This is a genomic window from Luteibacter yeojuensis (assembly GCF_011742875.1).
GTDB classification, from domain to species: domain Bacteria; phylum Pseudomonadota; class Gammaproteobacteria; order Xanthomonadales; family Rhodanobacteraceae; genus Luteibacter; species Luteibacter yeojuensis.
This window is the reverse complement of record NZ_JAAQTL010000002.1, coordinates 496,576-516,281: the sequence shown is the minus strand read 5'-3', so window position 1 is coordinate 516,281 and position 19,706 is coordinate 496,576. Positions and strand designations below refer to the sequence as shown.

General features: G+C 67.0%; 18 protein-coding genes. 9 read left to right on the top strand and 9 right to left on the bottom strand.

Annotated features, from left to right (window positions below):
* Positions 1 to 117: 117 nt before the first annotated feature.
* Together HBF32_RS17255 and HBF32_RS17250 are read left to right on the top strand one after the other, a co-directional pair.
* Entirely contained in the window at positions 118 to 1,641 is a 1,524-nt protein-coding gene (locus tag HBF32_RS17255) for an FAD-dependent oxidoreductase (RefSeq protein ID WP_166701018.1), read from the top strand.
* A 119-nt stretch (positions 1,642 to 1,760) separates the two neighbouring features.
* Positions 1,761 to 2,546 (top strand): hypothetical protein, encoded by a 786-nt coding sequence (locus HBF32_RS17250; protein WP_166701017.1) that lies wholly within the window; start codon positions 1,761 to 1,763, stop codon positions 2,544 to 2,546.
* Here HBF32_RS17250 and HBF32_RS17245 read toward each other — a convergent pair whose 3' ends face one another.
* Positions 2,547 to 3,368: a restriction endonuclease gene (locus tag HBF32_RS17245; protein WP_166701016.1), complete on the bottom strand. Its 822-nt coding sequence runs from the start codon at positions 3,366 to 3,368 to the stop codon at positions 2,547 to 2,549.
* Between the two features lie 229 nt (positions 3,369 to 3,597).
* Between HBF32_RS17245 and HBF32_RS17240 the strand changes: the two genes are divergently transcribed.
* A complete protein-coding gene (locus HBF32_RS17240) occupies positions 3,598 to 4,932 on the top strand; it encodes a lysozyme inhibitor LprI family protein (RefSeq protein WP_166701015.1) in 1,335 nt (444 codons plus the stop codon).
* A 225-nt stretch (positions 4,933 to 5,157) separates the two neighbouring features.
* Here HBF32_RS17240 and cycA read toward each other — a convergent pair whose 3' ends face one another.
* Positions 5,158 to 6,531, bottom strand: coding sequence for a D-serine/D-alanine/glycine transporter (gene cycA / locus HBF32_RS17235; protein ID WP_166701014.1), 1,374 nt, complete (start codon positions 6,529 to 6,531; stop codon positions 5,158 to 5,160).
* 108 nt (positions 6,532 to 6,639) lie between these two features.
* Here cycA and HBF32_RS17230 point away from each other — a divergent pair, with 108 nt between their 5' ends.
* The gene (locus HBF32_RS17230; RefSeq protein WP_166701013.1) at positions 6,640 to 7,035 is read left to right on the top strand and encodes a nuclear transport factor 2 family protein; all 396 of its coding nucleotides are present in this window, start codon (positions 6,640 to 6,642) and stop codon (positions 7,033 to 7,035) included.
* A gap of 4 nt (positions 7,036 to 7,039) precedes the next feature.
* Here HBF32_RS17230 and HBF32_RS17225 read toward each other — a convergent pair whose 3' ends face one another.
* On the bottom strand, positions 7,040 to 7,408 hold the full coding sequence (locus tag HBF32_RS17225; RefSeq protein ID WP_166701012.1) for a response regulator: 369 nt from the start codon (positions 7,406 to 7,408) through the stop codon (positions 7,040 to 7,042).
* A 51-nt stretch (positions 7,409 to 7,459) separates the two neighbouring features.
* Here HBF32_RS17225 and HBF32_RS17220 point away from each other — a divergent pair, with 51 nt between their 5' ends.
* Positions 7,460 to 7,768: a response regulator gene (locus HBF32_RS17220; RefSeq protein WP_338039825.1), complete on the top strand. Its 309-nt coding sequence runs from the start codon at positions 7,460 to 7,462 to the stop codon at positions 7,766 to 7,768.
* Between the two features lie 16 nt (positions 7,769 to 7,784).
* Here HBF32_RS17220 and HBF32_RS17215 read toward each other — a convergent pair whose 3' ends face one another.
* Positions 7,785 to 8,786, bottom strand: coding sequence for a zinc-binding alcohol dehydrogenase family protein (locus HBF32_RS17215; protein ID WP_166701010.1), 1,002 nt, complete (start codon positions 8,784 to 8,786; stop codon positions 7,785 to 7,787).
* A gap of 188 nt (positions 8,787 to 8,974) precedes the next feature.
* Here HBF32_RS17215 and HBF32_RS17210 point away from each other — a divergent pair, with 188 nt between their 5' ends.
* The 3 genes from HBF32_RS17210 (at position 8,975) to HBF32_RS17200 (ending at position 13,702) form a co-directional block, all read left to right on the top strand.
* A complete protein-coding gene (locus HBF32_RS17210) occupies positions 8,975 to 10,222 on the top strand; it encodes a tetratricopeptide repeat protein (protein WP_166701009.1) in 1,248 nt (415 codons plus the stop codon).
* Positions 10,223 to 10,355: 133 nt separating this feature from the next.
* Positions 10,356 to 12,989: a M1 family metallopeptidase gene (locus HBF32_RS17205; RefSeq protein WP_166701008.1), complete on the top strand. Its 2,634-nt coding sequence runs from the start codon at positions 10,356 to 10,358 to the stop codon at positions 12,987 to 12,989.
* Positions 12,989 to 13,702 (top strand): glutaminyl-peptide cyclotransferase, encoded by a 714-nt coding sequence (locus tag HBF32_RS17200; RefSeq protein WP_166701007.1) that lies wholly within the window; start codon positions 12,989 to 12,991, stop codon positions 13,700 to 13,702. The genes HBF32_RS17205 and HBF32_RS17200 overlap by 1 nt, the downstream gene beginning before the upstream one ends.
* 93 nt (positions 13,703 to 13,795) lie before the next feature.
* On the opposite strand, the gene HBF32_RS17195 is transcribed toward HBF32_RS17200, so the two are convergent.
* Positions 13,796 to 14,653 (bottom strand): PfkB family carbohydrate kinase, encoded by an 858-nt coding sequence (locus tag HBF32_RS17195; RefSeq protein WP_166701006.1) that lies wholly within the window; start codon positions 14,651 to 14,653, stop codon positions 13,796 to 13,798.
* Between the two features lie 4 nt (positions 14,654 to 14,657).
* Entirely contained in the window at positions 14,658 to 15,962 is a 1,305-nt protein-coding gene (locus tag HBF32_RS17190) for a NupC/NupG family nucleoside CNT transporter (RefSeq protein WP_166701005.1), read from the bottom strand.
* A gap of 141 nt (positions 15,963 to 16,103) precedes the next feature.
* Between HBF32_RS17190 and HBF32_RS17185 the strand changes: the two genes are divergently transcribed.
* The gene (locus HBF32_RS17185; protein WP_166701004.1) at positions 16,104 to 16,733 is read left to right on the top strand and encodes a homoserine/threonine efflux transporter; all 630 of its coding nucleotides are present in this window, start codon (positions 16,104 to 16,106) and stop codon (positions 16,731 to 16,733) included.
* Here HBF32_RS17185 and HBF32_RS17180 read toward each other — a convergent pair.
* The 3 genes from HBF32_RS17180 to HBF32_RS17170 all read right to left on the bottom strand — a co-directional run bounded on the left by HBF32_RS17180 (position 16,730) and on the right by HBF32_RS17170 (position 19,682).
* Complete coding sequence (locus tag HBF32_RS17180) at positions 16,730 to 17,179, bottom strand: MarR family winged helix-turn-helix transcriptional regulator (protein WP_166701003.1); 450 nt, start codon at positions 17,177 to 17,179, stop codon at positions 16,730 to 16,732. The two genes, HBF32_RS17185 and HBF32_RS17180, sit on opposite strands and share 4 nt — an antisense overlap.
* Before the next feature lies 1 nt (position 17,180).
* Positions 17,181 to 17,939 (bottom strand): helix-turn-helix domain-containing protein, encoded by a 759-nt coding sequence (locus HBF32_RS17175; RefSeq protein WP_166701002.1) that lies wholly within the window; start codon positions 17,937 to 17,939, stop codon positions 17,181 to 17,183.
* An 87-nt stretch (positions 17,940 to 18,026) separates the two neighbouring features.
* Positions 18,027 to 19,682, bottom strand: coding sequence for an alpha-amylase family protein (locus HBF32_RS17170; protein WP_166701001.1), 1,656 nt, complete (start codon positions 19,680 to 19,682; stop codon positions 18,027 to 18,029).
* Positions 19,683 to 19,706 lie beyond the last annotated feature (24 nt).

The following is a 19,706-nucleotide window of genomic DNA, read 5'->3' as shown; positions in this document are numbered from 1 at the left end:
CTCGACCCAATGCATTGTTGCCCGCCATGCAACACCCCGCACACGCAAACCCATCTATTCAGCACGATCGCGGGCGCATAAAGTCGATGCGAGCCAGTCACGTCACCGGAGCCAGCCATGACCGACGTCGTCGCCGATCCCGCCACCATCGGGCCGGACCTTTCGCAGGGTGTCGATCGCTCCGCGATTCCGGAAGACGGGGTGTTCCCTGGTCACGTGGATGGCGAAGCCGTCATGCTTGCCCTGACCCGTGCCGGCATCGTGGCCATGACGGCCACCTGCAGCCACTACAGCGGCCCGTTGTACGCGGGCCTGCGGGTTGGCGACACCATCCAGTGCCCGTGGCACCATGCGTGCTTCGACCTCCGCACCGGTCGCGCCGCCAAGGCACCGGCGCTCGCGCCCGTTGCTTGTTGGCGCGTCGAGGAAGTGGGCGGGAAAGTCTTCGTCCGCGAGAAGCTGGATACGCCGTCGCCATCGTGTCCCAAGTCGCGCTCGAGCAGGCGCATGGTCATCGTAGGCGGCGGCGCCGCGGGCTTTGCGGCGGCGCAACGTCTGCGCACGCGGGGCTTCGATGGCGAAATCGTCGTCCTCAGTGCCGATGCCGACGCGCCTTACGACCGCCCCAATGTCTCCAAGGACTACCTCGCCGGCACGGCGGAGCCTGAGTGGATGCCGTTGAAGGACGATGCGTTCTATGCGGACCTGGGCATCGACGTACGGCTGAACACGTCGGTCACGGCTATCGATGCGAAGGCGCATACCGTCATTCTCGGTTCCGGCGATAGCCTCGCGTACGACAAGCTCCTGATTGCTACCGGCGCCGAGCCGATCCGGCCTTCGTCGCCGGGCTTCGAAGGGCCGCACGTCCATACCTTGCGCACGATAAAGGACGCCGACGCCGTGCTCGGCGATATCGATGCCTCGCAGACCGTGGCCGTGATCGGCAGCAGCTTCATCGGCATGGAGGTGGCCGCGTCGCTGCGGAACCGTGGGGTGGCCGTGCATGTGATCGGTCCGGAGCCCGCGCCGCTGGCGACCAAGCTTGGGCCGCAGATCGGTAGTCTCATCCGTTTGTTGCATGAAGCGAACGGTGTCGTATTCCACCTGGAACGGCGTGCGGTGGGATACGAAGACGGCCTGGTGAAGCTCGATGACGGTACCGTCGTCGCCGCCTCGCGCGTGGTGCTGGGCATTGGCGTGAAGCCCCGGTTGCATCTCGCGGAGCAGGCCGGTCTGAAGCTCGATCGCGGCGTGCTCGTCGACGCGTCCATGCGGACTTCCGACCCGGGCATCTTTGCTGCCGGCGACATCGCGCGGTTTCCTGGCGCGGCGGGCGATCCCGTTCGTATCGAACACTGGGTCGTGGCCGAGCGGCAGGGGCAGGTCGCCGCGGCGGCCATGATGGGCGAGGAAGACACTTACTCGGACGCTCCCTTCTTCTGGAGCGTCCACTACGACGTCACCATCCGCTACGTCGGCCATGCCGAAGGGTGGGATGCGATCGAGGAGATCGGTTCCGTCGCGGCCAAGGATGCCGAAGTGCGCTACATCAAGGACGGCAAGGTCGTGGCCGTCGCCACGATCAATCGCGACCTCGATGCGCTGAAGGCGGGCGAGCGCGTGCCTTATCCGCGATAACAGGCTTTGTCCGTCGCCGAGGGTAGGGCGTTCGTGCGGACCTCAAGTTCGCCGTCATGCTGCCGCTACATATGCCGGAGCGGCCGGTCCACCCGGTTCGCATCGAGGGAGCGGGGATCATGGACAAGCTGCTGACAGCCCTGAAGAACGCGGTGCGTGGACTTCCGTACCTGACCTTGTTAACGGCCATCCTCTACATGGCGGGACGGGAGTTCAATACGAACTACTGGCGGAGTATCGGCCTTCCGCTGATGGCGACGGAGCACTCGTTCGCCGACATGCTGTATGACGGATTTCTTGGCTTTTTCATGTGGAGCGGGTCCCTCTTCGGGTCGCGGTTCGATCCCCTGCGTACGATCCTCGTCGTGTCGCTCATCATCGTTGCCATCTACCGCCTGATCGAATTCGTTGCCGAAAAGGCGCAGCGTTGGGCTGTCCGGCATCGTGCCAATGCGCAGGGTCCCCTGATCGGGCCAAGGGTTACCAAGACGCTCGACGAGTTGACGAAGTGGGCGGGTTACTTCATCGCGGTGTACGTTCCGCTGCTGCTGATACCGGTCCTGGTCGGGATCACGGCCTTGACCCCGATACTCCCATCGCTCGGGATCGGCGAAGAGGGATGGGAAGAGGGCAGGAGAGAGTTCGTCCGGTTCGAGGCGAGAGTCAGGCAGCTTCGCGACGGGCTCGTGGATGTATCCGTCGTCGACATCCGGCGAGCCGACGACGGGAAGCCCATGCCCGCCATTCCTATCGAATGCGCAGGCGATCGTTGCGCGGCCATGACGGAGAGTGGGCCGGTGTCGCTGCCGAAAGATCGCTTTGGCGAAGAGCGGCTCGTGCGTTCGGCGACCTGGGACGAATCGTGTCTTTCGTCCAAAGCGTTGGCGAAACGCCGGTCGCGCTGACTACGGCAACGACGGCGTCGTCTTCTCCAGGATCCGCATCGACTCCGCGTTCTTCTTTTCCCATGCGGCAATGTCCGACTTGTTCATCGGCACGTCGTGCACGATGGCGGGGCGGCCGTTGAGGGTGTTCATGGGGCGCTGGGAGATCAGTGCCGGTAACGTGGCCGGCATCTGCCGTGCCTGCGCGACCTGGGTGGCCGCGCGCGCGACGGTGGCGCGCATGGCAGCCAGTTGGGCGGCGTGGATCTCGCGAATGTAGTGGCTGTAGAGCATCGTCAAAGCGACGACCATGGTAAGGACGGCTCCGGCTGCCGCGACCCAGGGCATGCGATTCGACTTTGCGCGCCGCGACCGGCGTGCCTTGCTCGCCCAGGACGGCATGTCGTCGATGCTGGCGTGCGGCAGTTCGGGCTCCGCGACAGGACCGAGCATGGCCCGCACGGCCTTGCCGTCGATGAGACGGATGTGCCGGAACTTGGCGGCGGCTTCGATGGCGGTTTCCGTGAATTCGCCCGAGGTAATGACGATGGCCCCGGTCGCGCCCGCCGTATGCATCACGCCGATGAGCTGGTGCACGTCGTTGTGCGGCACTTTCCAACAGTTCCAGTGCTTGCACTGGACGACGATCACTTCCTCGTCGCGCAGCAGCTTCAGGTCGATGCCGCCGTCGGTGCGGTGCATGCCCCCGCCCGTGCCGGTATGCACCACGTCATATCCGAGGCCGCGGTAGTGATCGGCGATCAGGCGCTCGAAGGCGTCCCACGAAACGCGCGTGAGTGCGTCGTCGTGTCGAAAATCGACGGACTTGAAGCCTGTCGTCATCGGACCGGCCCTGGGATGTACGGCTGTCTTGCCATGGTGTCTCCCCTGTTCCGTTCGCGGCCCGTGCCCCCGGCTGGCCGATCGGAAGAAGGGAATATAGCGCACCCTTGACGGCATTCCTGTAGGCCGACGCCTACAGCCTATGTGACAGGTGCCGCAGGCCACCTTCAGGTTCCCTCTCTAGAATGACCCCCGACCGCCGGGAGGCCGGCAGGATGGAGGTTTGCTCGTGAGGAAGACGATTCGATGGATGTCGCCGGCGCTGCTGCTCGCTCCCGCCATGACATATGCCGCGGGCTTCGACTGTGGCAAGGCCTCCACGCCGGTCGAGAAGGCAATCTGCGCCTCGCCCGCCGTCTCCGCCCTCGATGGGCAGCTTGGCGCCGCCTTCCGCACCGCCGTGAAAAATCATCCGGAAAAGGGCGGTGCGCTGAAGCTCGACCAGCGTCACTGGCTGGCCGACCGGGATGCTTCCATCACGGATTTCCTTCGCGACAGTCCCGGCAAGCCATTGCCCGCCGATATCGGGCAATACCCGGCACGCATCGACTTCCTCCGCGGCCTCGACAGGACGGCCCCGAAGCCGCTGGATGCGGTGCGGGCGGGCCTGTCCCGACTGCCTGCGGGTTCTTACGACGCGTTGGCCGACCTCGGCAAGGTGGGGCTGCCGATAACGCTCGCCACCGATGCCTCGCTCGACGATCCGACATCCTTTCCCTATGAACCCGACGCCAGGCTGCGCAAGGCGCTCGGGGAGCTGGACGCTTCGTCGGGCTATCGAAAGCTTCCCGGCACGACCGTGAGCTCGCTTTTCTCGGTCGGTGGCACGGCGCATTGCTGGACGGAGACGGCATTCCGTGTCGAGGGAACGAAGGCGGTGGCGGTCGATGCACCTGCGATGTGGGACGGTGACTGCATGACCGTGCACGGCATGGCGCGCATCGGCGACGACGTGGTCGCGACGGTGCTTACCAACCCCTCGGCCGGCGAGATGAACCTTGAGGCGAGCCGGTGGGACGGGCGGACGTTCGGTCCGGGCACGCAGCTGACGATGCGTTTCGACCATGCGCTTTCTCCTGTGGGCAGCGCATGTGCACCGAAGCAGTCGCCGTGCGACGACTTCGCCACCACGGCCATGGCCGCGGTGGCCCGCTACGACCCTAGCCCTGTGCCGGGCACGCTCGACCGATCCCTGACGGGCGCGGCGAAAACCGCTTACGAGGCCATGGTCGCGCCCGCCCGGTCACCTTCCGGGATCGCTCCGAAAGGCGACACGAATGCCTATGCGGACCTTCCCACCTTCGAAGCCCGTTTCGCGGAAGGCGAGATGACGGGCTATGGACCCGAAGCCACGTTCTTCCCGATCGACTTCCGCGGCGAGACCCTGCTCGGCTTCATCGGGCACGGGCATGTGGGCTGGCGTATCAACGGCGACTGGATGGTCTCGGCCTGGCGGTTGAAGGGCGGGAAGCTGGAGGCCGTGGGCTCGGTGTACGTGAAGGTGAAGCGGGGGGCGTTGCTCTTGTCGTCGATCGTTCCCGGCGTGGGGGCTTCGGCACGGTGATCTTGCGGTTGGCAAGCGGCCCTCGCCGCTATAGCGGCTCCTACAGAATTCGGCATTGGCGTGACCGCGGGTGTGCGCGTGGCATTCTGAGGTAGCCTTCAGCGGTAAAGGAAAGGCCCGCTCGAAAGAGCGGGCCTTTTCTTGTCTTGAGGCAGGGGCCCAGCGACTCGAACCACCACGTATCGCAAGCCACCCGCCCATGCCGGAACGACGATGGCGGCGGCTTCAGGCCTTCTTCCGGCGCAACGCGTATCCGATGCCAAGGATCGCGAACCACACCGGACTCGCGATCAACGCCTGCCGCGTATCGCTCTCCAGTGCCAGCAACACCAGCACGAAGGCGAAGAACGCAAGGCAGGCCCAGCACATGAACACCCCGCCGGGCATCTTGTAGCTCGACACCGCGTGCAGCTCGGGACGGTTCTTCCGGTAGGCCATATACGCCACCAGGATCAGCGACCAGACGAACATGAAGAGGATCGCCGCCAGCGTCGTCACCAGCGTGAATGCGGTGACGAGGTTCGGGATCACGTATACCAGCATCGCGCCGCCCAGCAGGCAGATGCAGGAGAAGAGCAGGCCGCGCGAGGGTACCGCCGCCTTCGACAGGTGGTGAAAGGCCTTCGGCGCATGGTCTTCCTCGGCCAGTCCGAACAGCATGCGGCTGGTGGAGAAGATGCCGCTGTTGGCCGACGACGTGGCCGAGGTGAGCACCACGAAGTTGATCAGGCTGGCGGCCGCCGGAATGCCTGCGAGTACGAACAGTTCCACGAACGGGCTCTTGCCCGGCAGCACCTGGCGCCACGGCGTCACCGACATGATCACCACGAGCGACAGCACGTAGAACAGGATGATGCGCACGGGGATCGAGTTGATCGCCTTGGGCAGGTTGCGTTCGGGGTCCGCCGTTTCGGCCGCCGTGGTGCCGACCAGCTCGATGCCGACGAAGGCGAACACGGCGATCTGGAAGCCGGCGAAGAATCCGCCGATGCCCATGGGGAACAGGCCGCCGTCGTTCCACAGGTTCGCGAGCGAGGCCACGTGTCCGTCCGGCGACTGGAAGGCCCAGGCCACCATGCCGAAGCCGGTGACGATGAGCGCGCAGATGGCGACGATCTTGATGAGGGCGAACCAGAACTCGAGTTCGCCGAAAAGGCGGACCGTCGTGAGGTTCAAGGTCAGCAGCAGGAGCACGCAGAGCACCGCGGGTATCCACGGCGCGAGACCGGGAAACCAGAACTGCGCGTAGGAGGCGATGGCGATCACGTCCGCGATGGCGGTGATGATCCAGCAGAACCAGTAAGTCCAGCCGCAGAAGAAGCCCGCCCAGGGACCGAGGAGATCGGTGGAGAAGTCGATGAACGACTTGTAGTTGAGGTTGGAGAGCAGCAGCTCGCCCATCGCCCGCATCACGAAGAACAGCATCACGCCGATGATCAGGTACACCAGCAGGATGGACGGCCCGGCCAGGCTGATGGTCTTGCCCGATCCCATGAACAGCCCGGTTCCGATGGCTCCGCCGATGGCGATCAGCTGCAGATGGCGGTTCGACAGGCTACGCCTGAGATGTTCGGGGGAGTGCTCCTGCGAATGCGACATCGGGATGCTCGGTTGGGACGGAAGCCGCACCATACGGGGCCGGGGAGGTCGCGGCAAGGCACGTTCCTGCTCTATCCGGCCATCGCCACGGCTATGTATGATGGCGCCATGACGAACCCCGCCATCGATCCCGCCCGCCAGGCACTCATCGAGGCCTATATCGATGCGTATAACCGCTTCGATATCGAAGGCATGCTCGCCACCCTGTCCGACGACGTGCGCTTCGAGCACCACTCGGGCGACGAGGTCAGCGTGGCGACCGACGGCAAGGCGGACCTGGAGAAGCTGGCGCGCGTCGGCGCCGCGATGTTCGCGTCGCGGCACCAGTCGGTCGTGGCGCTGGTGGAAGAGGGGGATACCGTCGCCGCCACGATCGACTTCCACGGCGAGATCGCCGAGGACATCCCGGACGGACCGCGCGCGGGCACGGTCGTGGAGATGCGCGGCAGTTCCGAATTCGCGTTCTCGGGCGGCAGGATCTGCCGGGTGGTCGACAAGGCCTGAAGCCTCAGGCAGCGACACCCTCGACGGCCGCGAGCAACGTCTTGCGGTCGTAGGGTTTGGGGAGATAGCCCATGCCTTCGACCAGCCACGGGTGCTGGTCGCGCATCTCGCCGGAGGTCACCAGCACATGCATGTCGACGTGGTGGCGCAGGGCCAGGTCCTGGCCCTTCACCCTGCCAGGCATGCGCACGTCGGTGAACAGCACGTCGGGGAACAAGGCGGGCGTCCGCGCATCCAACCACCGCTCCGCGGCATCGCCGTTCGGCATGGCGTGGACCTCGTGACCGGCGTCCTCAAGGATCATCGCGGAGATTTCGCGGATGGCGTCATCGTCCTCGACCAGGAGGACAACGAGGGGGCGTTCGGTGGCCATGCAAATCCGCTCTTAGGGTGGGTCGTGGGCGACGCAGATACCGTGTCTTGCGTGAAGACTTCGTCAACTGAAATCACGCGCCCGGGGGAGCGAGACCTGCACGTTCCTCGAACGGCTTTCGCGGATCGGCACACTGTCATCGACCTCCTGCTCACCGATATCGGCATGCCTGGCATGGACGGCCGCGAACTGGCGGAAGCGGCACGCGCATGGCGCCCGGCGTTGCCGGTGCTGTTCATGACCGGCTACGCCGAGAACGCGATGGAGCGGTCCCGGTTCCTGGGGCAGGGGACGGACATGATCGCGAAGCCGTTCGAGATCGATGTCCTGCTGGCTCGCATCCGGGGCATGCTGGACTGAGCGGCGAGACGGGTACTCAGAAACCCTCGAGCACGATCTTGCCGCGGGCCTGGTGGCTCTCGATCAGCTTATGCGCCCGCCGCAGGTTCTCGGCCGTGATCCTGCCGAAGTGCTCGCCGAAGGTCGTGCGCAGCGTACCGGCGTCGACGAGGTCCGCCACGCGGTTGAGGATGTCGTGCTGCCTCGCCATGTCCGGCGTCTGGTAGGTGGAGCGGGTGAACATCGATTCCCAATGCAGCGAGATGGCCTTGCGCTTCAGCTTGGTCGCGTCGAGTGCCTTGGGGTCGTCGATGAGGCCGAACTGGCCCTGCGGCTTCACGATCGCGACGAGCTGGTCGAAATACTCTTCGGTGTGGGTCAGGCTCACCGCGTGGTCCACTTCCTTGATGCCCAACGCCTCCAGTTGCGGGCCGAGCGGCTTGCCGTGGTCGATGACGTGGTGCGCGCCGAGGCCGGTCACCCAGTCCACGGTTTCCTTGCGCGAAGCCGTTCCGATCACGGTGAGCCCGGTCAGCTTGCGGGCCAGCTGGACGAGGATGGACCCGACGCCGCCGCCGGCACCGATGATGAGGATCGTCTCGCCGCCGCCCTCGGCGACCTTCAGCCGGTCGAACAGCATTTCCCAGGCGGTAAGGGCCGTGAGCGGCAGCGCGGCGGCGTGGGCGGCGTCGAGCGTTCGCGGCTTGCGGCCCACGATGCGCTCGTCCACCCGCTGGAATTCCGCGTTGCTGCCGGGACGCACGAGCGAGCCGGCGTAGAACACCTCGTCGCCTTCCTTGAACAGGGTCACGCCATCGCCCACCGCCGTCACGGTGCCCACGGCATCGAAACCGATCACGCGCGGCTCGGTCACCGGCACGTTGTTCCGCTGCTTGGTATCCACCGGATTCACCGAGACGGCCTTCACGGCCACGAGCAGGTCGCGGGGGCCCGGCACGGGCTTCGGCAGGTCTGTTTCAACCAGGGAGGCGGGATCGTCGATCGACAGGCCGTGCTGGGTATAAACGATGGCTTTCATGGAGGGCGTTCCGATGGGGATCGCCGCATCATCCTCCCTTCGTGCGCGCCAGGCATCGTTTTTACTCCCGCCGGCCCCATAGCCCAAGGCAAGGCCTTTGGGCACCCCTCCAAAATGCCGATATCTTCCCGCCCGGCTTCCGCCTATGATCCGGCGCCACGATCGACAGGCGTTTGCAGGGGAACGGTATGTCGCAGGGGAGGACCGGCGCGCTCGGCGACCATCGGTTCGTCGCGGAGATGGACGCCTTGCAGAAATTCGGTCGCCTGGAGAAGGCGGCGCAGCTCGGGGACGTGCGCGCGCAGTTCGAAGTGGCACACATGTACGCCGAAGGCGAGCACGTGGCACAGGACCGCTTCCGCGCCGCGCAGTGGTTCCGCCGCGCGGCGGAGCAGGGCCATCTCGAAAGCCAGTGCCGCCTCGCGGCCCACCATGCGGAAGGGCTGGGCGTGCCTCGCGACCCCTTCGAGGCCGCCGGATGGTACCGGCGTGCGGCCGAGGCGGGATCGGCGGACGCCCAATGCGCGCTGGGCACCCTCCATGCCCGCGGCCACGGCGCCCCGACGGACCGGCAGGAAGCCCTGCGCTGGTGGACGCTCGCGGCCGACCAGGGGCATGTGCAGGCGTGCGTGAACCTTGGCGTGTCGCATTACTTCGGGCGCGGCGTGCCGCGCGACGCGGAACTCGCCTTCACCTACTATGCCCGCGCCGTCGAGCAGGGCCAGCCCGACGCGGCCGGCTACGCCGACGCGCTGTGCAGCCTGGCCCATATGTACTGCGACGGCATCGGCGTGCCCCGCGACACCGTGGCGGGCGAACACCATTACCGGCGTGCCGCCGAGTTGGGTAACGCCAGCGCGCAGTTCGCGTTGGGCAAGCTGCACCTGGAAGCGAGCGCCTTGCCGGAAGATCGCGAACAGGCGCGTTACTGGTTCGGCCTGGCCGCGGAGCAGGGCGACAGCGAGGCGCGCCGGCACCTGGCCGAACTCGCGGCGATGCCGGGTCCGGAAGCCCCGGCCCTCGAACGCGACGCACGCCTCGGCCCGCAGGACGTCGCGGGGCAGTTCCTGCTCGGCCAGCGCCTGGCCTCCGGCGACGGCGTGACCCGCAACGACCGCGAGGCGGTGCGCTGGCTGGCGCTGGCCGCCGAGCGGGGGCATGCGCCCGCCCAGTACGCCCTGGCGAGGATGCTCGACGAAGGGCGCGGCCAGCCGCGCAACGTGCTGGAGGTGGTTCGCCTCCTCAGGCTTGCCGCCGGCGCGGGCCACGCCGATGCGCAGTTCGAGCTGGGTGTGTGCCACGAGCGTGGCGAAGGCGTACCGCGCAACCTCTCGATCGCCCGGGCGTGGTTCCGCAAGGCGGCCGCGAGAGGGCATTTGAAAGCGTTGCGGAAGCTTGAGAAGAGGGCGTGGTGGAGGGTCTGGCGAGACAGGTAGGAAGTCGCTGGGCCCCTGCGCAAGAACCTGCGCCCATGACTTCCGGCGCTTCCGCGACGCCCGCGCCCCCCGCGACCATCGGCGGATCGACCGCCGCCGGATGTCCGGCGGGGCGCGAACCCAAGGGCTTGCCATGCGTACACCTCTCGTCAGCGCGATCGCTTTCGCGCTCGCCGGTCTCTCCGCCACCGCCGTCGCCGCCCCTGCCGCCGACACCAGCCAGCTCGCCACGACGCAGCTGCCGCGGACGGTGCGCCCGTCGCATTACGACGTGTCCGTCGTTCCCCATCCCGACACGCTGACTTTCGACGGCAAGGTGTCCATCGCCGTCGACGTGCTCCAGCCCACGGCGTCGATCACGCTCAACGCCATCGACATGACCTTCGCCGACGTGACGCTGGTGCCCTCGAAGGGCAAGGCGAGCTTCGCGGCGCCGAAGGTCGCCGTCGACGCGAAGGCGCAGACCGCCACTTTCACCTTCGATCACGCTATTCCCGCCGGCTCGTACACCTTGTCGATGAAGTACACCGGCAAGATCGGCACGCAGGCCAACGGCCTGTTCGCGATCGACTACGACACCAAGGCCGACGGCAAGAAGCGCGCGCTCTACACGCAGTTCGAAAACTCCGACGCCCGCCGCTTCATCCCGTCCTGGGACGAGCCGGCGTACAAGGCGACCTTCACGTTGCAGGCCACCGTACCGGGCAAGGACATGGCCGTGAGCAACATGCCGGCCGCCTCGAAGAAGGACCTCGGCAACGGTCTCACCCAGGTCACCTTCCAGCAGTCGCCGAAGATGTCCACCTACCTGCTGTTCTTCGGCATGGGCGAGTTCGACCGCGCCACGACGAAGAGCGACGGCGTGGAGATCGGTGTCATCACGCAGAAGGGCCTCACCTCGCAGGCGAAGTTCACGCTGGACTCCGGCAAGGCCGTGCTGAAGGAGTACAACGCGTACTTCGGCGTGCCGTACCCGCTGCCGAAGCTCGACAACATCGCTTCGCCTGGCCAGAGCCAGTTCTTCTCCGCCATGGAGAACTGGGGCGCCATCTACACGTTCGAGTACGCGCTCCTGCTCGATCCGGGCTTCTCCACCCAGGCCGACAAGCAGGCCGTGTTCAACACCGCCGCGCACGAAATGGCGCACCAGTGGTTCGGCGACCTGGTGACCATGCGCTGGTGGGACGACCTGTGGCTGAACGAGGGTTTCGCCTCCTGGCTCGCCTCGCGCACCACGGAGCGCCTGCATCCGGAATGGCACACCAACCTTGAAGCCGTGCTCATCCGCGAAGGCGCCATGGCGCGCGACGCCGTCGCCACCACGCACCCCGTCGTGCAGCACGTGGAAACGGTGGAGCAGGCCAGCCAGGCGTTCGACTCGATCACTTATGCCAAGGGTGAATCGGTCATCCGCATGCTCGAGGCCTATGTGGGCGCCGACACCTGGCAGAAGGGTGTGCAGGCGTACATCAAGGCGCACAAGTATTCCAACACGGTGTCCGACGATCTCTGGAAAGAGATCGACGCGGCGGCCGGCAAGCCGGTGAGCACGGTGGCCCACGACTTCACGCTGCAGCCGGGCATTCCGCTCGTGCGCGTCGAGTCGGTGTCCTGCGCCAACGGCTCCACCACGCTGAAGCTGTCGCAGGGCGAGTTCACCCGCGACCGCCCGGAGAAGAAGCCGCTCGTTTGGCACGTGCCGGTGATCGCGAAGACCGTCGGCGGTGCCCCGGCGTCCACGCTGCTGACGGACGGCGCGGGCACGCTCACCGTCGCCGGCTGCGCGCCGGTGCTGGTGAACGCCGGCCAGACCGGCTACTACCGCACGCTCTATGCGCCCGCGCAGATCAAGGCGTTGCAGGGCGCGTTCGCGACGCTCGACCCGATCGACCAGCTTGGCCTCACCGCCGACGTCTGGGCCCTCGGCATGGCCGGCCTGCAACCGTCGTCCGACGTGCTCGACCTGATCAAGGCGGTGCCGCTCGATGCCTCGCCGTTGCTGTGGGAGGACGTTGCCGGCGACATGTCCGCGCTCGACGATTACTACCAGGGCGATGCGAAGCGCCAGGCCGCGTTGCGCAAGTACGCCATCTCCCGTCTCGAGCCGAAGTTCGCCCAGCTGGGCTGGGAAGCGCGGCCGGGCGAGGAAGCGCCGGCCGCCATCCTCCGTGCGCACCTGATCGGCACGCTGGCCCACCTGGGCGACGCAAAGGTGATCGCCGAGGCGCGCCATCGTTACGAAACGAACACCATGCCGGCCGAACTGCGCAAGTCGATCCTTGCCGTGGTGGCCGCGCATGCGGATGCCGCTACCTGGGACAAGCTGCACGCCGAAGCCAAGGCGGAAAAGACCCCGCTGGTGAAGGACCGCCTGTATGCCCTGCTGGCGACGCCGGAAGACGAGGCGCTGGCGAAGCGGGCGCTGGAACTCGCGCTCACCGACGAACCCGGCGCGACCAACAGTGCGGCGATGATCTCCGCCGCGTCGCGCGCCCATCCGGAGCTGGCGTTCGACTTCGCCGTGGCGCACAAGGACAAGGTGGACCACTTCGTGGATTCGACCTCCACGTCGCGCTACTACCCGAGGCTGGCGAGCGGTTCGATGGATATCGCCATGGTCGACAAGGTCAAGGCATTCGCCGACAAGTACATCGCCCCGACCTCGCGGCGCGATGCGGAAACCAGCATGGCCAACATCAAGTACCGCGTGATGGTGCGTAACGAGCGCCTGCCCGCGGTGGACGCCTGGTTGAAGAAGAACGGCTGATGGCGATCGATGTGCCGACGTACACGGCGCACGTCGTGCACATCTACCCGCATGACCGCCAGGCCTTCACCGAAGGCCTGTACTACGAAGACGGGTTCCTCTTCGAGAGCACCGGCGGGTATGTCCAGGCCGGCGTGCGCAAGGTGCGCCTGGACACGGCAGAGGTGGTGCAGCAGCGGGAAACGCCGCTGCACCTCTTCGGCGAAGGCATCGTCGCCAGCGGCTCGAAGATCCTGCAGCTCACCTGGCAGGAGGGCATTGGCTTCCTCTACGACCGCAAGTCGTTCGCCCTGCTGGGCCAGATCCGTTATCCCGGGGAGGGCTGGGCGATGACACGGAATGCCTCGCACATCTTCATGAGCGACGGCACGCCGCGTATCCGCATCCTCGATCCGGACTCCTTCGCGCAGACGGGTTCGATCGACGTTACCGTCGACGGCCAGCCGCTGCGGCAGATCAACGAGCTGGAATGGGTGAAGGGCGAGATCTACGCGAACGTGTGGCAGACCTCGCGCATCGCGCGCATCGACCCCGCGACCGGTCACGTGACCGGATGGATCGACCTGGGCAACCTGGCCGCCATGCAGCACGTGGACAACCCCGCCGACGACGTCCTCAACGGCATCGCCTACGACGCGGCGCACGACCGGCTGTTCGTGACGGGCAAGTGCTGGGATGCCGTTTACGAAATCAAGGTCGGCCACGCGCTGTAGGAGCCGCTATAGCGGCAAGGGAACGTGCCTCGCCGCTTCATCGCTTCGTGGGCTTCTCGCCGCTATAGCGGCTCCTACAGCGACGGTGGGCTCCTACACGGTTGAGGCGGAGCAGGCCGCGACGAGGGCGTCGCGGAAGCAGGGCGCGTCGACCAGCCGCGCCGCCAGCGTGCCCTTGAACGTATCGCCGGCGCCGCAGGTGGGTACGCGATAAAGATCCGCCGCGTCGCCGTGCCGGTCGCTCCCGTGCGACACGAGGCAGCTGCGGTCCAGCGACACCACCACCGTGCCCGCGCACAGGCGTCGGGCGAGCGCATTGATCGTCGTATCGTCCATGCCCGTCACGGCCTGCGCGGTGATGTCGATGGAGAGGAAGCGTCCGCACACGCGGGCGAACTCGTGCACGTCGAGCAGCAGCACGTCGGTGCTGGCGAACTCGCGCACGGAAAGGCCGGGCGGTAACGGGCCCGGATCGAGCACGCGCAGCAGCCGCTTCGTACCGGCGAGTTCGAGGGTGGCCGCCACCGCGTCGATGTTCGCCTCGGTGGAGGCGAGCAGCACTTTCGCGCCGTCGAACAGGTCCGCCTGCGCGGCGACGAAGCCCGCATCGAGATGGTCGTTGGCGCCGGGGGACAACACCGAAAGCGCCTGTCCCTTCGCATCCAGCACGATGGCGGTCCGCCCCGTCCGGACGCCGGAGACCACCTGCCACCGCGCGACGACGTTGGCCGGGAGTCCGGAGGGATCGATGGTGTCGTCGCCGATGGCGGCGACCAGTCCGGTCGGCACGCCCGCGCGGGCGGCGGCCAGCGCCTGGTGGAAGGCCTTGCCGCCGGGCCGGCGCTCGAAGTCGTCGGCGTAGGCGGGCTCGCCAGGGCGGGGAAGACGCGGCGTGCGCCAGCGCTCTTCCTCGCTGTATCCGCCGACCACCAGCAGGCGCACGGCGGTCATGCCGTCAGAACTGCTCGAGCACGCCGGCGATGGTCGCCGTCATGAAGGTGGCGATGGAGCCGCCCAGCACGGCGCGCAGGCCGAGACGGGCGAGGTCGCCGCGACGGTTCGGGGCAAGGCCCCCGATGCCGCCGATCTGGATGGCGATGGACGAGAAGTTGGCGAAGCCGCACAGCGCATACGTGGCGATGAGGCGGCTCTGCGGCATCAGGTCGTCGAGGTGGCGGGCGAGGTCGGCGTAAGCGACGAACTCGTTGATGACCACCTTCTGGCCGATGAAGCTGCCCACGAGGGTGGCGTCGTGCCACGGCACGCCGATGAGCCACGCCACCGGGGCGAGGATCCAGCCGAAGATCGTTTCGAGGCTGAGCGCGATCGGGTGGCCCGCGCTGGCCGAGAGCCACGCGTTGACGCTGTGCTCGCCGCCGATCGTGCCCACCCACTGCACCGGGCCGTTGATGAGGGCGATGAGCGCGATGAAGGCCAGCAGCATCGCGCCGACGTTCATGGCGAGCTTCAGGCCGTCGCCCGCGCCGGTGGCGGCGGCGTCGATGACGTTGGCGGTGGTCTTCTCCACCTCGATCTTCACGGTGCCGCGGGTGAGCGGCTCCTGCGTCTCGGGCACGAGGATCTTGGCCAGCACCATGGTGGCCGGCGCGGCCATCACGCTCGCGGTGAGCAGGTGCTTCGCGTAGAACGTGCGCTGCACGGGATCGTCGCCGCCGAGCATCGCCACGTAGGCAGCCATTACCGAGCCGGCGATGTGGGCCATGCCGCCGATCATGACGGTCATGAGCTCGGCCTGGGTCATGCGCTCGATGTAGGGCTTGATGGTGAGCGGCGCCTCGGTCTGGCCGATGAATACGCTCGCGCAGACACTGGTGGTCTCGGCGCCGGACACGCGCATCACCTTGGTGATCACCCAGGCCATGCCCTTCACGATCTGCTGCATCACGCCCAGGTGGTAGAGCACGCCGGTGAGCGAGGCGAAGAAGACGATGGTGGGCAACACCTTCACGGCGAAGATGACGCCGAACTTGTCGCTGTCGAGCAGGCTGCCGAAGATGAAGCGGGAGCCGACGTCCACGTAGTCGAGCAAGCGCACGAAGCCGGTGGCGATGGCATCGAAGACGTCGCGGCCCAGCGGCACCTTCAACACGATCGCGGCGAAGGCGATCTGCAGGAGCACGCCGGTACCGACGAGCTTCCAGTCGACCTGGCGCTTGTTGTTGGAGAAACAGAAGGCGATGGCGACGAGCACCACCAAACCGAACAGGCCAAAGAGAACGTGGCCCAGCAGACCCAGCATCGTGACTTACCCCTTCGAAGGCCGGGGGTAGCCCCGTGACCGCTTTAAAAAACGCGAGGTTACGGGAGGAATCCCTGGGGGGCAAGGCGGAGTGCGGAAAGACACTAGGCCCCTGCCGCCGCAGGGGCGACAATCGAGGGAATGAACCTCTTCCTCACCATCGCCATCGTCCAGATCGTCGCCCTGGTCACGCCAGGCCCCGATTTCTTCTTCGTCTCCCAGCTCGCCGCCAGCCGCTCGCGGCGGGAAGCCTTCGCGGGCGTGGTCGGCATCGCCCTTGGCGTGGCGGTATGGGCCGCGCTGGCCCTCCTGGGCCTGCACATCCTGCTGCGCCAGCTGGCCTGGCTGGATCGCGGCATCGCGGTCGCCGGTGGCGCCTACCTGTGCTGGATGGGCTTCCAGATGCTCCGCGCATCGTGGAAGGTGAAGCCGGATGCGGGCGTGCCGGTCGTCGACGTGCGCGGTTCCAGCCCCCTGCGCGCGCTGCTCCGGGGCCTGGCGACCAACCTGGCGAACCCGAAGGCGGCGATCTACTTCGCCTCGATCTTTTCGGCTTTCGTGGGCGACGGCATGTCCGGCACCGCGCGCTGGGGCCTGTGGGCCATGGTGACACTGGAGACCATGCTGTGGTTCTCCGTGGTGGCGGGCATCTTCGCCCTGCCGGCCATGCGCCGCGGCTACGTGCGTGCCAGCCGCTGGATCGATGGCGGCGCGGGAGCGATCTTCGCCCTGTTCGGGCTGCACCTGATCTTCGGGCGCCGGGCCGCTTAGGGGGCCTGCCCCTTTTCCAGGTTGCGGGTGACCTGGGCCAGGCTCTCGGCGAGCACGGCCGGCTGGTCCACTCCTTCGAGGGCCGTCCGCGCGAGGTCGGCCACCAGGGCCCTTACCCGCTCGGCCATGCGCTTGCCGGCCAGGGTCAGCGCGATGTCGACCAGGCGGCGGTCCTCCGCGTTGCGCTCGCGGACCATCAGGCCGCGCTCGATACCGGCGTCCACGGCGTGCGTGACGGTGCTGGCGTTGACGCCGCAGGCCATGGCCAGCTCGGTGGAGATCATGCTCCCGCGCAGGGCGAGCAGGAGCAGCATGTCGCTCTGCAGCGCCGTGAGCCCGAACTCGCGCTGGGCACGACGACCGACGGCATCGCGCAGGCGCGAGCCGGCCAGCATCAGGTCCCGGCCCAGGCCGAGGGCGGAGGAAGTCGTCTCTTCGCTACCCATATCAGTCCGCCGCGCGTCGCCAGGCTCCCGGCGGCATGCCGACGGTACGGGTGAAGACGCGGGTAAAGTGGCTTTGTTCGGCAAAACCGCAGGCCAGGGCGATGTCGGCCAGCGATAGGGTGGTATCGCGCAGGAGCTCCCGGGCGCGATCGATGCGCCGGTCGAGCAGCCAGCGGTGCGGCGGCTTGCCCATGCTGCGGCGGAAGGCACGCGAGAAATGGTTGACCGAGAGCCCGCAGGCCTCGGCCACGGCGGATACGGGGAAGGACTGGTCGAGCCGCTCGTCCATATAGGCGACGGCGCGGCGCTCCTGCCAGGTGGCGAGCCCGCCGCGAGGCGCCCCGCCGTCTTCGCGCGGCGAGGGGCCGCCGAGGAGGGCGCGCAAGGCCAGCGCCACATGGGCGAGCAAGGGGGTGTTGGGTGCCTCGGCGCGCAGGCTGTCGAACAATACCTGGGCCAGGGTGCGGACGGCCGGCGGGTGCCCGGCTTCCTTGTCGCCCTCCGCCTGGCGGCGGAACAGGATGGCGCCTGCACCGTCGGCATCGGCCGCGCAGGCGGCACGGTAAACCAGGAGCAGGTCGTTGGAGGCGTCGTCGAGGGCGATTTCGGTCAGCTGCGCCCGGCCCCGCAAATCTTCCACGAGGCTGGTGCTGCCCTGTCGGTCGCCCCGGTCGATGGCGGCGGAGCGCTGGGCCAGGTCGACGATGACCGTGGGGAGGTCCGCACGGCGGATGCTGCAAACGGGTTCGGCGCGGTACATGGAGGCCGATCCTTTCTAGGTATCGGAGGACAACCCAAGCATTGCGCATGCAAGGATCGGCACCTACCCCCTTAAGAGGTAGCCTGCTCAGATTCCGTCGATTTCCACTCGATCGAGGATGTAGCCCAGCCCGCCCTCGCGGAACCAGCGGTAACCGTAGGGCTCGAGCATGATCTGGTGGCGGCCGTGCTCCCCGGGCGTGCTGTGGTCGTCCGAGAGCACGTTGGTCAGCTGGTCCGGGCCGGCGAAACTCGCCTCCACGGGCGCGTCGGAAAGGTTGTGCAGGAACAGCACGGCGTTTCCGCGCCAGGTGTAGCGCATCATCAGCACGGCGTTGTCGTCCAGGGGCAACACCTCGAAGTCGCCCCAGGAGACCTCGGGGATCTCCTTGCGCATGCGGATGAGCCGCTCCATCCAGTTGAGCAACGATCCCGGGTCGCGCCGCTGCTGGGCGACGTTGACGTGCGGGTAGCCGAACGGGCCTTTCGAGATCACCGTCCTGCCGCCGCGACGCAACCGGGTGAAGCCGCCGAAAGGCTCCGTCGACCATTGCATGGGGGTGCGTGCGCACTCGCGCTCGGGCAGCGAGAGGTCGTCGCCCATCCCGATCTCGTCGCCATAGCGCAGGACCGGCGTGCCCGGCAGGCTGAACAACAGGCTGTACGCCAGCTCGATGCGGCGGCGGTCGTTGCGCAGCATCGGCGCGAGGCGCCTGCGGATGCCCCGGTCGTAGAGCTGCATGTCCTTGTCGGGACCGAACGCCGCGAAGACCCGTTCGCGTTGCGTGGGCGAAAGGCGGCCAAGGTCGAGTTCGTCGTGGTTGCGCAGGAACTGCGCCCACTGCGCCGTGGTCGGGCGGGCGCGGGTCTTCCGCAACGCACCCGCCAGCGAACGCACGTCGGCGGATGCCAGCGCATGGAACAGATGCTGGTTCACCTGGAAGTTGAACATCATCTGCAGGCGGTCGCCGTCCGAGCCGAAGTATTCCATGTCGTCGCGCGGCAGCACGTTCGCTTCGGCGAGGATCACGGCATCGCCCTGCCGCCACTGCAACAGTTCGCGGAAGCTGCGCAGCATGTCGAACTGCTCTTTCGGGCGCCTGACGTCGGCACCCTTGGTCGAGATCACGAAGGGCACGGCATCCATGCGGAAGCCGGACACGCCGAGCTGGGTCCAGAAACCCATGATCTTCAGGATCTCCGCCTGCACATACGGGTTGGAGGTGTTGAGGTCGGGCTGGAAGTGGTAGAAGCGGTGGAAATACCAGGCCTTCGCGGTCTTCTCGTAAGTCCAGGTGCTTTTCTGCACGCCGGGAAAGACCATGCCTTCGTCGGCATGGTCGGGGCGGGTCTTCGACCAGACATACCAGTCGCGGTATTTCGACGACGGATCGCGGCAGGCCTCGCGAAACCAGGGGTGGCGGTCCGAGGTATGGTTCACGACCAGGTCGATCATCACGCGCATGCCGCGCTGGCGCGCCGTGTGGGTGAACTCGACGAAATCGCCGAGGGTGCCGTAGCGGGGGTCGACGTTGTAGTAATCGGAGATGTCGTACCCGCCGTCCTTGCCGGGAGAGGTCTGGAACGGCATCAGCCACAACGCTGTCACCCCCAGCCCTTGCAGATAGGCCAGCCGGCGGCCCAGTCCCTGGAAATCGCCGACGCCGTCGCCGTTGGAATCCTGGAACGATCCCACGGAAAGGCAGTAGACGATGGCGTTCTTGTACCAGAGGTCGTTGATCATGACGGCATCCGGGCAATGGGGTGC

What these genes read in the sequence shown, in the direction of transcription:
- HBF32_RS17255 (WP_166701018.1), top strand. Translation starts at nt 118, where the DNA reads ATGACCGACGTCGTCGCCGATCCCGCCACCATCGGGCCGGACCTTTCG.
- HBF32_RS17250 (WP_166701017.1), top strand. Translation starts at nt 1,761, where the DNA reads ATGGACAAGCTGCTGACAGCCCTGAAGAACGCGGTGCGTGGACTTCCG.
- HBF32_RS17245 (WP_166701016.1), bottom strand. Translation starts at nt 3,368, where the DNA reads ATGACGACAGGCTTCAAGTCCGTCGATTTTCGACACGACGACGCACTC.
- cycA (WP_166701014.1), bottom strand. Translation starts at nt 6,531, where the DNA reads ATGTCGCATTCGCAGGAGCACTCCCCCGAACATCTCAGGCGTAGCCTG.
- HBF32_RS17230 (WP_166701013.1), top strand. Translation starts at nt 6,640, where the DNA reads ATGACGAACCCCGCCATCGATCCCGCCCGCCAGGCACTCATCGAGGCC.
- HBF32_RS17225 (WP_166701012.1), bottom strand. Translation starts at nt 7,408, where the DNA reads ATGGCCACCGAACGCCCCCTCGTTGTCCTCCTGGTCGAGGACGATGAC.
- HBF32_RS17215 (WP_166701010.1), bottom strand. Translation starts at nt 8,786, where the DNA reads ATGAAAGCCATCGTTTATACCCAGCACGGCCTGTCGATCGACGATCCC.
- HBF32_RS17210 (WP_166701009.1), top strand. Translation starts at nt 8,975, where the DNA reads ATGTCGCAGGGGAGGACCGGCGCGCTCGGCGACCATCGGTTCGTCGCG.
- HBF32_RS17205 (WP_166701008.1), top strand. Translation starts at nt 10,356, where the DNA reads ATGCGTACACCTCTCGTCAGCGCGATCGCTTTCGCGCTCGCCGGTCTC.
- HBF32_RS17200 (WP_166701007.1), top strand. Translation starts at nt 12,989, where the DNA reads ATGGCGATCGATGTGCCGACGTACACGGCGCACGTCGTGCACATCTAC.
- HBF32_RS17195 (WP_166701006.1), bottom strand. Translation starts at nt 14,653, where the DNA reads ATGACCGCCGTGCGCCTGCTGGTGGTCGGCGGATACAGCGAGGAAGAG.
- HBF32_RS17190 (WP_166701005.1), bottom strand. Translation starts at nt 15,962, where the DNA reads ATGCTGGGTCTGCTGGGCCACGTTCTCTTTGGCCTGTTCGGTTTGGTG.
- HBF32_RS17185 (WP_166701004.1), top strand. Translation starts at nt 16,104, where the DNA reads ATGAACCTCTTCCTCACCATCGCCATCGTCCAGATCGTCGCCCTGGTC.
- HBF32_RS17180 (WP_166701003.1), bottom strand. Translation starts at nt 17,179, where the DNA reads ATGGGTAGCGAAGAGACGACTTCCTCCGCCCTCGGCCTGGGCCGGGAC.
- HBF32_RS17175 (WP_166701002.1), bottom strand. Translation starts at nt 17,939, where the DNA reads ATGTACCGCGCCGAACCCGTTTGCAGCATCCGCCGTGCGGACCTCCCC.
- HBF32_RS17170 (WP_166701001.1), bottom strand. Translation starts at nt 19,682, where the DNA reads ATGATCAACGACCTCTGGTACAAGAACGCCATCGTCTACTGCCTTTCC.